At 69.4% G+C, this 12966-nt stretch carries 11 protein-coding genes and 1 riboswitch; of the genes, 6 read left to right on the top strand and 5 right to left on the bottom strand.

All coding sequences use genetic code 11. The features are described 5' to 3' along the window. Positions 1 to 129: 129 nt before the first annotated feature. A complete protein-coding gene (locus ACFYWG_RS18895) occupies positions 130 to 1410 on the bottom strand; it encodes an extracellular solute-binding protein (RefSeq protein ID WP_376328709.1) in 1281 nt (426 codons plus the stop codon). A gap of 316 nt (positions 1411 to 1726) precedes the next feature. Between ACFYWG_RS18895 and ACFYWG_RS18890 the strand changes: the two genes are divergently transcribed. The 5 genes from ACFYWG_RS18890 (at position 1727) to ACFYWG_RS18870 (ending at position 8328) form a co-directional block, all read left to right on the top strand. Beyond that, positions 1727 to 2491, top strand: coding sequence for a GntR family transcriptional regulator (locus tag ACFYWG_RS18890; RefSeq protein WP_333934054.1), 765 nt, complete (start codon positions 1727 to 1729; stop codon positions 2489 to 2491). A gap of 129 nt (positions 2492 to 2620) precedes the next feature. Beyond that, positions 2621 to 2887, top strand: a complete 267-nt coding sequence (locus ACFYWG_RS18885; RefSeq protein WP_376328712.1) for a DUF3311 domain-containing protein — start codon at positions 2621 to 2623, stop codon at positions 2885 to 2887. After that, positions 2884 to 4512 (top strand): monocarboxylate uptake permease MctP, encoded by a 1629-nt coding sequence (gene mctP, locus ACFYWG_RS18880; RefSeq protein ID WP_389202326.1) that lies wholly within the window; start codon positions 2884 to 2886, stop codon positions 4510 to 4512. The genes ACFYWG_RS18885 and mctP overlap by 4 nt, the downstream gene beginning before the upstream one ends. Positions 4513 to 4707: 195 nt before the next feature. Beyond that, positions 4708 to 4842: riboswitch (cobalamin riboswitch) on the top strand. A gap of 124 nt (positions 4843 to 4966) precedes the next feature. Next, positions 4967 to 7318, top strand: a complete 2352-nt coding sequence (locus ACFYWG_RS18875; protein WP_385416556.1) for a ribonucleoside-diphosphate reductase subunit alpha — start codon at positions 4967 to 4969, stop codon at positions 7316 to 7318. Continuing rightward, a complete protein-coding gene (locus ACFYWG_RS18870) occupies positions 7318 to 8328 on the top strand; it encodes a ribonucleotide-diphosphate reductase subunit beta (RefSeq protein WP_333934058.1) in 1011 nt (336 codons plus the stop codon). Before ACFYWG_RS18875 ends, ACFYWG_RS18870 begins: the two co-directional genes overlap by 1 nt. On the opposite strand, the gene ACFYWG_RS18865 is transcribed toward ACFYWG_RS18870, so the two are convergent. Then, on the bottom strand, positions 8241 to 8483 hold the full coding sequence (locus tag ACFYWG_RS18865; protein ID WP_389202324.1) for a hypothetical protein: 243 nt from the start codon (positions 8481 to 8483) through the stop codon (positions 8241 to 8243). The genes ACFYWG_RS18870 and ACFYWG_RS18865 overlap by 88 nt on opposite strands. 93 nt (positions 8484 to 8576) lie before the next feature. Between ACFYWG_RS18865 and ACFYWG_RS18860 the strand changes: the two genes are divergently transcribed. Next, complete coding sequence (locus tag ACFYWG_RS18860) at positions 8577 to 9539, top strand: helix-turn-helix domain-containing protein (RefSeq protein ID WP_383509328.1); 963 nt, start codon at positions 8577 to 8579, stop codon at positions 9537 to 9539. Positions 9540 to 9554: 15 nt separating this feature from the next. Here the strand turns inward: ACFYWG_RS18860 and ACFYWG_RS18855 are convergent, their stop codons facing one another. From ACFYWG_RS18855 to def, 3 genes are all read right to left on the bottom strand, one after another. After that, positions 9555 to 10934, bottom strand: a complete 1380-nt coding sequence (locus ACFYWG_RS18855; protein WP_376328725.1) for a cytochrome P450 — start codon at positions 10932 to 10934, stop codon at positions 9555 to 9557. Continuing rightward, entirely contained in the window at positions 10931 to 12016 is a 1086-nt protein-coding gene (gene cyc1 / locus ACFYWG_RS18850) for an epi-isozizaene synthase (RefSeq protein WP_389202321.1), read from the bottom strand. The genes ACFYWG_RS18855 and cyc1 overlap by 4 nt, the downstream gene beginning before the upstream one ends. A gap of 297 nt (positions 12017 to 12313) precedes the next feature. Further along, the gene (gene def / locus ACFYWG_RS18845; protein WP_383509334.1) at positions 12314 to 12964 is read right to left on the bottom strand and encodes a peptide deformylase; all 651 of its coding nucleotides are present in this window, start codon (positions 12962 to 12964) and stop codon (positions 12314 to 12316) included. Positions 12965 to 12966 lie beyond the last annotated feature (2 nt).

The following is a 12966-nucleotide window of genomic DNA, read 5'->3' as shown; positions in this document are numbered from 1 at the left end:
TCCCTCAGGTCTGACGAACGGCGGGGCTCCGCTGACCGGGAGCCCCGCCCGTGGGTCTGTCGTCCGGGTCGCGCCGCAGACGCGGGGAGGCACCGTGGCGTGGTTCGACCCGGACGACGGACCCGCAGGTCACTTGGTGTTGATGACCTTGTCGATCTCGGCGTCCGCCTCCTTGGCGGCGGCCTCGACGGACTTCTTGCCGGTGCCGATGCTCTGCAGCATGGTCTGCAGGACCTGCGCCTTCTCGACCTGGCCCCAGCCGGGGGCCATGGGGACGAACCAGCTGGACTCGGCCGCGGTGGCGGGCACGGCGGTCTTCGGGTCGTTCTTCAGCGTCGCGAGGTCCGTCTTGTTGTTGGGCAGGTTGCCCTTGGCCATCAGGCCCTTCTGGCCGGAGGAGCCGGTGAACGCGTTGATCCACTCGGCGGCCAGGGCCTGGGCGTCGGACTTGACCGGGACGGCGAGGTCGGAGCCGCCCAGGAAGACGGGCATGTTCTTGCCGGACGGGCCGGGCATCACGAAGTTCTCGAGGTTGCCCTTGAGCTTGCCGGTCTTGTCGTTCTTCGGGTCCTCGGCGGTCGCGCCCTCCCAGGCCGCCGCGAAGATCATGGCGGACTTGCCCTGGCCGTAGACGATGTAGCGGTCGGACTCGTCCTTGGTCTTGTCGCCGTGCATGTACTTGTCGACGACGTTCTTGAACTCCTTGAGGCCCTTGATCGACTCGGGCGAGGAGAGGGAGGCCTTCCACTTGCCGCCCGACTCGGTGGCGATGGCGCCGCCGGCGTCGTAGACGAAGGACATGGCCGCGTACCAGTCGCGGGTGGGCTGGTACCAGGCGTTGAACTTGTCGCCCTGCTTCTTCTGGATCTTGTCCAGGGCGTCGGTCAGGTCCTGGTAGGTCTTCGGGGGCGTCTTCAGGCCGGCCGAGGCCGCCACGTCCTTGCGCCAGTTGGCCACGCGGCCGCCGGCGTAGTAGGGGACGCCGTAGGTCTTGCCCTCGTAGGTCACCGAGGCCTTGAGGCCGTCCAGCCAGGCGTCCGAGTTGTCGAACGCGCCCTGGTCGAGGGGGGCGAAGGCGCCCTTGACCATGTAGCCGAGCATCTCGGTGTTGCCCATCTCGACCACGTCGGGGGCCTTGTCCGTGGCGAGGACGGCGTCGAGCTTGGCGTTCTTGTCGGGCCAGCCGTAGTACTCGTGGTTGATCTTGACGCCGGGGTGCTTCTTCTTCACCGCGGCGTCGGCGGCCTTCACCAGTTCCGGCCAGTTGTTCTGGGCGTCGACGGTGAGCCAGACCGTGAGTTCCTTGGCGTCCGCTCCCTTGTCGGAGCCCCCGTCCCCCTCGCCCCCGCACGCCGCGATGGAGACCATCATGCCCGCGATACCGATCGCGGATATCAGCTTGCGCTTCACGCCACCCTCCTCAGGGATGCCACAAACCCCCCTGCTCCCCGCGGTGAGACGTGGGGCGCCAGGACCTGGACCAATGGTGTAGACCAGTACCGGGAGCTTGGACCAGACCAGCAGGCCTGTCAAGGGTCGCGAGAAGGCCCTGACCAGCCGTTATGCGACCTACATATGCAGGAACCTTTAAGTAAGAAGCCAGCGAAAACACGGGTGTACACGGCATACTGCGGGTAGACCACAGCAAGGGCTGGACTAGACCAAAAGAGGCGCCGACGGTATACAAGTGGGATCGTGTCGGCGGACCGAGCCGGGAAGGCGGAGCATGAGCACCGACGTCAGCAGTGCGGAGAACGAGACAGGGGCACCCGTCCGTACCGCACGCGTGCCCAAGTACTACCGCCTGAAGAAGCACCTGCTCGACATGACCGAGACCCAGGCGCCGGGCACGCCGGTCCCGCCCGAGCGCACCCTGGCGGCCGAGTTCGACACCTCGCGCACCACCGTGCGCCAGGCGCTGCAGGAGCTCGTGGTCGAGGGCCGGCTGGAACGCATCCAGGGCAAGGGCACGTTCGTCGCCAAGCCGAAGGTCTCGCAGGCGCTGCAGCTCACCTCGTACACCGAGGACATGCGCGCGCAGGGCCTGGAGCCCACCTCGCAGCTGCTCGACATCGGCTACATCACCGCCGACGACCGCCTCGCCGGGCTGCTCGACATCACGCCGGGCGGACGGGTGCTGCGCATCGAGCGGCTGCGCATGGCCAACGGCGAGCCGATGGCCATCGAGACCACCCACCTGAGCGCCAAGCGCTTCCCGGCGCTGCGCCGGTCGCTGGTGAAGTACACCTCCCTCTACACCGCGCTCGCCGAGGTCTACGACGTCCACCTCGCGGAGGCCGAGGAGACCATCGAGACGTCGCTGGCGACCCCGCGCGAGGCAGGACTGCTCGGCACGGACGTCGGTCTGCCGATGCTGATGCTGTCCCGGCACTCGCTGGACCGGGACGGCCAGCCGGTGGAGTGGGTGCGCTCGGTCTACCGGGGCGACCGCTACAAGTTCGTGGCCCGTCTCAAGCGGCCCCAGGACTGACGCGGCGGCGGCCGGATCCCCGGTCCCTGCGGGAACCGCATTGCGGACGAGGGGTTCCGCTTGCGCCGTGCCCTGACCTAGATTGCCTGCGCATTGCCCAGGTGATCACTGAGGGGACGGAGCCGCCTGATGTCGCAAGCCCCAGAAACCAGCAGAGGCCCGGTGGTGACGCCCGTGCGCGTCGTCATCGGGCTCTGCCTTGTCGCACCCTTCGTGGCCATGCTGTGGGTCGGCTCGTACGCGAAGACCGACCCGGCCTTCATCGGGATCCCGTTCTTCTACTGGTACCAGATGGCGTGGGTGCTGATCTCCACCGCCCTGACGATGGTCGCCTACAAGCTGTGGCAGCGTGACCAGCGCTCCCGCTCGGCCGCGAGGGGCGGTGCGTCGAAGTGAAGGACGGCGTGAACGGCGTGGCACTCGCCGTCTTCATCTTCTTCTTCCTGCTCGTGACGGTCCTGGGCTTCCTGGCCGCGCGCTGGCGCAAGGCCGAGAACGAGCACAGCCTGGACGAATGGGGCCTGGGCGGCCGCTCGTTCGGCACCTGGGTCACCTGGTTCCTGCTCGGCGGCGACCTGTACACCGCGTACACGTTCGTCGCGGTGCCCGCGGCGATCTACGCGGCCGGCGCGGCCGGCTTCTTCGCCGTCCCGTACACGATCCTGGTGTACCCGCTGATCTTCACCTTCCTGCCCCGCCTGTGGTCGGTGTCCCACAAGCACGGGTACGTGACGACCTCCGACTTCGTGCGCGGGCGCTTCGGCTCCAAGGGCCTGTCCCTGGCCGTGGCCCTCACCGGCATCCTGGCGACGATGCCGTACATCGCGCTCCAACTGGTCGGCATCCAGGCCGTGCTGGACGTGATGGGCGTCGGCGGCGGCGAGAACACCAACTGGTTCATCAAGGACCTGCCGCTGCTCATCGCGTTCGGCGTGCTGGCGGCGTACACCTACTCCTCGGGCCTGCGGGCGCCGGCGCTCATCGCGTTCGTGAAGGACACGCTGATCTACCTCGTGATCGCGGTGGCGATCATCTACATCCCGATCAAGCTGGGCGGATTCGACGACATCTTCGCCAAGGCCGGTGAGGCGTTCAGCCAGACCAACCCGGCCACGGGGGCGCCGCGCGGGGCGCTGACGCCGCCGGAGGCGGGCCAGTGGACGTACGCCACGCTGGCGCTGGGCTCCGCGCTGGCGCTGTTCATGTACCCGCACTCGATCACGGCGACGCTGTCCTCCAAGAGCCGTGAGGTGATCCGCCGCAACACCACGATCCTGCCGCTGTACTCGCTGATGCTGGGCCTGCTGGCGCTGCTCGGCTTCATGGCCGTCGCGGCCGGCATCAAGGTGCAGAACGGCCAGCTGGCGATCCCGCAGCTGTTCGAGACGATGTTCCCGGACTGGTTCGCCGGTGTGGCGTTCGCGGCCATCGGCATCGGCGCGCTCGTGCCCGCGGCCATCATGTCCATCGCGGCCGCGAACCTGTTCACCCGCAACATCTACAAGGACTTCATCAAGCCGGACGCCACCCCCGCGCAGGAGACCAAGGTCTCCAAGGTGGTCTCCCTGCTGGTGAAGGTGGGCGCGCTGGTCTTCGTCCTCACCATGGACAAGACGGTCGCCATCAACTTCCAGCTGCTGGGCGGCATCTGGATCCTGCAGACCTTCCCGGCCCTGGTCGGCGGCCTGTTCACGCGCTGGTTCCACCGCTGGGCCCTGCTCGCGGGCTGGGCGGTCGGCATGGTCTACGGCACGGCGGCCGCCTACGGTGTGGCCTCCCCGACGCAGAAGCACTTCGGCGGCTCGTCGAAGGAGATCCCCGGCATCGGCGAGATCGGCTACATCGGCCTCACGGCGTTCGTGCTCAACGTGGTCGTGACGGTCGTCCTGACCTTCGTCCTGCGGGCCGTGAAGGCCCCCGACGGCGTCGACGAGACCAAGCCGGAGGACTACACGGCCGACGCGGGCGACCCGGGCGTCCAGGTGGAGCTTCCGCCGGCGACCGCCGGTTCGTCGCACTGACCCGGGCGCGCCCGGCCGCGTCGAGGTGCGGCCGTGCCGCGTCGGGGTACGGCCCTGCCGCGTGGCGGCGACCGGCCGCGAACCACCCGCAGCGGGCCGCCGTGACCATCCGTCACGGCGGCCCGCTGTCACGTGGAGCTGACGCTCCGACACCACCGCGACACTACATCTGGGGGTGTCACCCGCGCCCGGCACAAGATGTATGCTCATGCTCGCTGTCGCCGCAGGGGAATCCGGTGCGAATCCGGAACTGTCCCGCAACGGTGTACCCATGCCCTTCTGTGCGCATGGGGGTCAGTCCGAGGACCTGCCGACAGTGCACCCGGCCGCCGGCCGGTGTGCCCTGACGTCCGGGCCTCGTGGAATGGGCCGGTGGACGCGCGACGCCGTGTGCGTCCGTGTGCTGCCCCCTGCCCTCGGCGAGGCCCCGTGCCGAGCGAGGGAGAGCCCCCACGTGACCATCGCGCCAGCGGATCCGGTCTCAGCCGCCGAGCAGGAGCAGGACGCTCCCGGGGCCGCACTGCTGCGGACCCTGACCGAACTGACCGCCGACCTGCCCGACGCCGACCCCGGCCGGGTGGCCGCCGCCGCGCTGCGCGGCCGGTCCGCGCGGGCGGACGAGCGGGAGCTGCGGGACCTGGCGACGGAGGCCGCGGCCGGCCTCATCTCGGAGGACCCCGCCTACTCCCGCCTGGCCGCCCGCCTGCTGACCATCGGCATCCGCGACGAGGCCGCCTCGCAGGGGGTCACGTCCTTCACCTCGTCCGTCGCGGTCGGGCACCGCGAGGGGCTCATCGCCGACCGCACCGCCGCATTCGTCGAGCTGCACGCGGCCCGGCTCGACGCGCTGGTCGACACCGCGGCCGACGACCGCTTCGGCTACTTCGGCCTGCGCACGCTGCACAGCCGCTACCTGCTGCGGCACCCGATCACCCGCAAGGTGGTCGAGACCCCCCAGCACTTCCTGCTGCGCGTGGCGAGCGGGCTCGCCGAGGACGACACCGCGCGGGCGGTGGACGAGGTCGCGGCGCTCTACGGGCTCATGAGCCGCCTCGACTACCTGCCCTCCTCCCCCACCCTCTTCAACTCCGGCACCCGGCACCCCCAGATGTCGTCCTGCTACCTGCTCGACTCCCCCAAGGACGAGCTGGACTCCCTCTACGACCGCTACCACCAGGTCGCCCGCCTGTCGAAGCACGCCGGCGGCATCGGCCTCGCCTACTCCCGCATCCGCGCCCGGGGTTCGCTGATCCGCGGCACGAACGGCCACTCCAACGGCATCGTCCCGTTCCTGAAGACCCTCGACGCCTCGGTCGCCGCCGTGAACCAGGGCGGCCGCCGCAAGGGCGCCGCGGCGGTCTACCTGGAGACCTGGCACGCGGACATCGAGGAGTTCCTGGAGCTGCGGGACAACACCGGCGAGGACGCCCGGCGCACGCACAACCTGAACCTGGCGCACTGGATCCCGGACGAGTTCATGCGCCGCGTGAACGCCGACGCGCAGTGGTCGCTCTTCTCGCCCTCGGACGTGCCGGAGCTGGTCGACCTGTGGGGCGAGGAGTTCGACGCCGCGTACCGCAGGGCCGAGGCGGCGGGGCTCGCCCGCAAGACCCTGCCCGCCCGCGAGCTGTACGGCCGCATGATGCGCACACTGGCGCAGACCGGCAACGGCTGGATGACCTTCAAGGACGCCGCCAACCGCACCGCCAACCAGACGGCCGAGCCGGGCCACGTCGTGCACTCCTCCAACCTCTGCACGGAGATCCTGGAGGTCACCGACGACGGGGAGACGGCGGTCTGCAACCTGGGCTCGGTCAACCTCGGGGCGTTCGTGACCGGTGGGGACATCGACTGGGAGCGCCTGGACGAGACCGTCCGCACGGCCGTCACCTTCCTCGACCGGGTCGTCGACATCAACTTCTACCCGACCGAGCAGGCGGGCCGCTCCAACGCCCGCTGGCGCCCGGTCGGCCTCGGCGCGATGGGCCTGCAGGACGTCTTCTTCCGGCTGCGCCTGCCCTTCGACTCGCCCGAGGCCAAGGCCCTGTCCACCCGCATCGCCGAGCGCATCATGCTGGCCGCGTACGAGGCCTCCGCCGACCTCGCCGAGCGCAACGGCCCGCTGCCCGCCTGGGAGAAGACCCGCACCGCCCGGGGCGTCCTGCACCCCGACCACTACGACGTGGAGCCGGCCTGGCCGGAGCGCTGGGCGGCCCTGCGCGAGCGGATCGCCACGACCGGTCTGCGCAACTCCCTGCTGCTCGCCATCGCCCCCACGGCCACCATCGCCTCGATCGCGGGCGTGTACGAGTGCATCGAGCCGCAGGTGTCGAACCTGTTCAAGCGCGAGACGCTGTCGGGCGAGTTCCTCCAGGTCAACTCCTACCTGGTGGAGGAGCTGAAGCGGCTCGGCGTGTGGGACGCCCGGACCCGCGAGGCGCTGCGCGAGGCGAACGGCTCGGTGCAGGGCTTCGCCTGGATCCCCGAGGACGTGCGCGCCCTCTACCGCACGGCCTGGGAGATCCCGCAGCGCGGCCTGATCGACATGGCGGCGGCCAGGACCCCGTTCCTGGACCAGTCGCAGTCCCTGAACCTGTTCCTGGAGACGCCGACCATCGGCAAGCTCTCCTCGATGTACGCCTATGCCTGGAAGTCCGGGCTGAAGACCACGTACTACCTGCGCTCGCGCCCGGCGACCCGCATCGCCCGGGCCGCCCGCGCCGCCGTCCCCGTGCAGGCCACCCCCGACCCCGAGGCGGTCGCCTGCTCCCTGGAGAACCCCGAGTCCTGCGAGGCCTGCCAGTAATGCCCAGCAACCAGAATCTCCTCGACCCCGGCTTCGAGCTGACCCTGCGCCCCATGCGCTACCCGGACTTCTACGAGCGCTACCGGGACGCCATCAAGAACACCTGGACCGTGGAGGAGGTCGACCTCCACTCCGACGTCGCCGACCTCGCCAAGCTCTCCCCCGCGGAGCAGCACCTCATCGGCCGGCTGGTGGCGTTCTTCGCGACGGGCGACTCGATCGTCGCGAACAACCTGGTGCTGACGCTGTACAAGCACATCAACTCCCCCGAGGCGCGGCTGTATCTGAGCCGTCAGCTGTTCGAGGAGGCCGTGCACGTCCAGTTCTACCTGACGCTGCTCGACACCTACCTGCCCGACCCGGAGGACCGCGCGGCGGCCTTCGCGGCGGTGGAGAACATCCCGTCCATCCGCGAGAAGGCGGAGTTCTGCTTCAGGTGGATGGACTCGGTCGAGAAGCTGGACCGGCTGGAGTCACAGGCCGACCGGCGCCGCTTCCTGCTCAACCTGATCTGCTTCGCGGCCTGCATCGAAGGCCTGTTCTTCTACGGCGCCTTCGCCTACGTCTACTGGTTCCGCAGCCGCGGCCTGCTGCACGGCCTGGCGACCGGCACCAACTGGGTGTTCCGCGACGAGACGATGCACATGTCGTTCGCCTTCGACGTGGTCGACACCGTCCGCAAGGAGGAGCCGGAGCTGTTCGACGACCGGCTGCGGCAGGAGGTGACGGACATGCTCCGGGAGGCCGTCGAGGCCGAGCTGCAGTTCGCGCGCGACCTGTGCGGTGACGGTCTCCCGGGCATGAACACCGAGTCGATGCGGCAGTACCTGGAGTGCGTCGCCGACCAGCGGCTGACCCGCCTGGGCTTCGCTCCGGTGTACGGCTCCGAGAACCCCTTCTCCTTCATGGAGCTCCAGGGGGTTCAGGAGCTGACCAACTTCTTCGAGCGGCGGCCCTCCGCGTACCAGGTGGCGGTGGAGGGCACCGTCGACCTGGACGAGGACTTCTGAGCCGGCGCGTTCCCTCGGGCTTCCTGGGCCTCCCGGATCTGCCGGTCGATGCGCCTGTCGTGCATCAGGCCGATCACGGACGGGAGGACCAGGAGGACCAGCGTCCCGAGTACGAAGATCATGGCGATGAGTGTCTGCGTCTGGTTCGTGTCCATGGACACCACTCTCGCTCCGATGACTCCTTACCGTCAGTGGCAGTACTGCCGTAGACCCTCGAATTACTGCCAGCGGCGAGGCACACTGGGGACATGCTGCAGAACGTGGCCGTCGCTCTCCTCGACGGCGTGAACCCCTTCGAACTCGGCGTGGTGTGCGAGATCTTCGGCACCGACCGCAGCGACGACGGCCTGCCGGTGTACGACTTCGCCGTCGCCTCGGCCGAGGGTCCGTCGCTGCGCATGAACTCGGGCTTCTCGCTCCAGGTCGACCACGGCCTGGAGCGCCTGGAGACGGCCGATCTGATCGCCGTGCCGGCCGGGCGCAGCTTCGCCACCCGGGACTACCCGCCGGAGTTGCTGGAGGCCCTGCGCCGCGGCGTCGACCGCGGCGCCCGGGTGCTCAGCGTCTGCTCCGGCGCCTACGTGCTGGCCGCGGCCGGGCTGCTGGACGGGCGGCGCTGCGCCGTGCACTGGAAGCACGCCGAGGACCTCGCCCGCCGGTACCCGCGGGTGACCGTCGAGCCGGACGTGCTCTACGTCGACGAGGACCCGCTGTTCACCTCCGCGGGCACCGCCGCCGGCATCGACGCCTGCCTGCACCTGGTCCGCAAGGAGCAGGGCAGCGAGGTCGCGAACAGGATCGCCCGGCGGATGGTGGTGCCGCCGCACCGGGACGGCGGCCAGGCCCAGTACATCGAGCGTCCGCTGCCGCACTCCGAGGCCGACTCGATCGGCGAGGTGCTGGCCTGGATGGAGCGCCACCTCGACGAGGAGGTCACCGTCGAGCAGCTCGCCGCCCGGGCCCTGATGTCCCCGCGCACGTTCGCCCGCCGCTTCCACCAGGAGACCGGGACGACGCCCTACCGCTGGGTCCTGCGGCAGCGCGTGCTGCAGGCCCAGCGGCTGCTGGAGGCGACGGACGAGACCATGGACGCCATCGCCGGCCGGACGGGGTTCGGCAACGCGGCCACGCTGCGCCACCACTTCGTCCGGGCCGTCGGGACCACGCCGAACGCCTACCGGCGGACGTTCAGGGGCCCCGAGGCGGCCTGACGGCCGGCCCGGCGGTCACCTCGCCACCGGCCGCACCTTCAGCTCGTGCGGCCGCAGGGTGATGCCGATCCGAGGGCTGTCGTTCGAACCGGCCACCTGCTCGAAGCGGTACTTCGCGGCCAGCGCCGCCGTGACCAGCGTCAGCTGGGCCATCGAGAAGTGGTCGCTGGGGCACTTGCGGTTGCCGACGCTGAACGGGCTCATGGCGTGCTTGGGCACGGTCTTCGCACGCTCCGGGAGCCAGCGGTCGGGGTCGAACTCCAGGTTCCGGTCGTAGGACTTCGCGTCGCGCTGGATCGCGTAGGGGCTGTAGATGATGTCCGCCCCGGCCGGAATGCGGTATTCGCCGAGTTTTGTGTCTCTTACCGCCCGGCGGGTCAGAATCCAGACGGCCGGACTCAAACGCATGGACTCGACCACGACATTGTTGGTGTGCCGCAGGGCGCGGACGTCGTCGAATGCCACGGGCCTGCCACCGGTGACCTCCTGCACTTCGTCGTGCACCCGGTCCGCGTGTTCCGGGTGTTCCGCGAGCACGTGCAGCAGCCACATGATCGTGGAGGCGATGGTTTCGCTGCCGGGGGTGAGGATCGCGACGACCTGATCGTGGATCTCCTGTTCCCCGATGGGCTCGCCATTCTCGTCCTTCGCCTCCAGCAATGCCGTCAGCAAATCGTCCGGCTTTTGACCGCTTGCGCGGCGCTCGGCGACGATCTCGTCGACCAGGAGATGCAAATCGGCCAAGGCGCGGTTGAATTCGCGGTTGGCCGGCAGCGGCAGCCGGTAGAGCGGCCCGAGGGGAATCACCATCCGCCGGTACATGCCGCGGAAGACGGTGGCCAGGGCGACGCACAGCCGCTCCGCCCGCTCGTCCATGTAGTCGCCGCGCAGCAGGCAGCGGGCCGCGATACGCACGGCCACCCGGAACGACTCCGAGGTGCAGTCGACGGTCTCCCCGGACTTCCAGCGCTCGGTGAGGGCGTGCGCCTCCTCCTCCATGATCGGCCCGTAGGCGGGTATCGCGTCGAGCCGGAACGCGGGCTGGATGGTGCGCCGCTGGCGGCGGTGGAGCGGGCCGTTCGCCGTGGCCACGCCCTCCTTGCCCAGCAGCCCCTCCAGGGACTCCCACAGCGGCCCGGAGATGATGAAGTCGTTGCTCAGCGCGAGGGCGCCCGTCAGGTCCGGGGCGGTGACGGCGTAGATGGTCTTCGGGCCGAGCCGGAGGCGGACCACGTCGCCGTGCTCGCGCAGCCGGCACATGAACCCCAGCGGGTCGCGTGCCAGTCGCCAGCCGTGGCCGAGGACGGGGACCCCGCCGCCCGCCCGGGGCGGTTCGTGCGGCTCCGCGGTGGGAGCGGTCGCCGGCTCGACGGACTCGAGGGAATCGAGGGTCATTTCTCACCTGCCGCTTCGTTGGGGACGTACGGGGGCGTGGACCGGTCGTCCCAGCTGTCGACCATGTACCGGCCGGACTCGTGGTGGAACCAGTACACGGAACTGAACCAGTTCCGCATATTGCTCAGGCAGACCCGCACGGCGGCGCTCCATTCCTTTCCGCGCACGGTGCCGTCGTCAAGGCTCTCGGCGAACCGCAGGACATCCTTCTCCACGGCCGTGAATTCGGTGATGCATTCCTCGACGCGCCGCCGGACTTCCCCCACGGCCTGTTCCAGGGTCAGTCCTTCATGAGTGATGAGGCTGATTCCGAGATTGTGCACCTCGTCGCCCGCTATTTCCTTCGGCAGCGAGCAGAGGTCGTTGTACCAGGCGGCGAATTCCTGGCTCAGCAGCGCCGCCCGCCGATAGGCCGGGTAGGCGCGCACGGCCTCGGGGAATTCACATCCCGCAGCCGGCTCCAGCAGGTCGGTCCATATCCAGTGGGCGAAGGTGAGCCGGCGCAGCCGCAGGTACTCCTCGACCGTGGGCACGATGCCGTGCGTACGGTTGTGGAACTCGCGGTCGTACGCGTCGATCACCGCGTGGAAGTGCCGGGCGAACCGGAGGTTCCACGTGCCGGACAGGAACCCGTACAGCCGGTGCACGCTGTCCGCGAACCCGGCGACCAGTGGGTCCTCGTGGTGCAGGTACTCCTCGGGGCGGTCGAGCGCCGCGTGCAGGAGGTCCCGCAACCGCCGCCAGGCGTGCGGGCGGCCGTGCACGATGTCGCGGTCGTGCCGGTCGTCCCAGACGAAGAACCAGGCGCTGTAGTCCGCGATCGCCTGCATGACCTCGTCGGGGGCGCCGAGGTAGTACCCCGCCATCAGGTCCGTGTAGCACAAGCCGTCGGCATATTCCTCGACCTTGTCCGCCGGCATGAGCCGCTTTTCGAGCAGCCAGGCCCTCGTCTTCTCCTGGCACTTGGGCCAATACGGGTGGAGTTGCCGTGGAAACGACTCCTCGATCACCGGGAGCGAGAGCGACGGTGGAACTGCGATCCTGGCCGGTGTCGTTGTGGTGCCGTGTGACAAAGCGTGCACGAACTAACCCCTCTCAGCCGCCGGTTGGCGCGGGCGCCCCTCCCTTCGTGCCGGGCGTGCGCCGTTGCATACCCCGCTCATCCCATTCAGCACTACAACTGACCGTTCTGGGAACGCATTTGCTCCATTCACTACCCCACAGTGCCGGGATCCTCCCGGTAAGTGACGGCTACCGGATCGGTGAACGAGCAGAAGCGATCGAACGTGCGACGGACAGGCGAACGACACAGAGGAACGGCGCCTGTCCGGGGTGGTGAACCCGGACAGACGCCGTGCGCCTGGTGCGGCAGGGGCCGCTCAGTCGTTGGCCACCACGGGGTAGCGGGGCTCGTTCTCGGCCATCTGCCGCAGCGCGTCCTTGCGCTCGCGCTTGGAGAGCCGGTCGATGTACAGGTAGCCGTAGAGGTGATCGGTCTCGTGCTGCAAACACCGTGCGAAGTACCCGGTGCCGCGCACCCTGATCGGGTTGCCCTTCTCGTCCTGCCCGGTCACCTCGGCGTAGTCGGGCCGGGCCAGCGGCGCGTACGCGGTGGGCACCGACAGGCAGCCCTCGTTGCTGTCGTCCAGCCGGCGCCTGTCGGCGGGCAGCTCGACGAGCTTGGGGTTGCAGACGACGCCCACGTGCCGGGCACCCTCGTCGTCCGGGCAGTCGTAGACGAAGACCTTCGCGTCGACGCCGATCTGGTTGGCGGCCAGGCCCACGCCCTCGGCGGTGCGCTGGCTGGCGAACATGTCGGCGACGAGCTGCTGCAGCTCGTCGCCGAACTCGGTGACGTCCTTGCACTCCTTGTGCAGCACCGGGTTGCCGACGACCGTGATCGGCCGCGAGGTACCCCGCTCGCGCCAGGCGGCCTCGCGCTCCTCGCAGTCCTCCGTGTCGATCACGTACCCCTCGTCGTCGACGGGGAGCACGCCCTCGTGCTGCTGATCGGTGTCCTGCTGAGCCATGA

Source organism: Streptomyces sp. NPDC003456 (assembly GCF_042878735.1).
Taxonomy (GTDB): domain Bacteria; phylum Actinomycetota; class Actinomycetes; order Streptomycetales; family Streptomycetaceae; genus Streptomyces.
The sequence above is the reverse complement of the archived record's forward strand: the minus strand, read 5'-3'. Positions and strand labels throughout refer to the sequence as shown.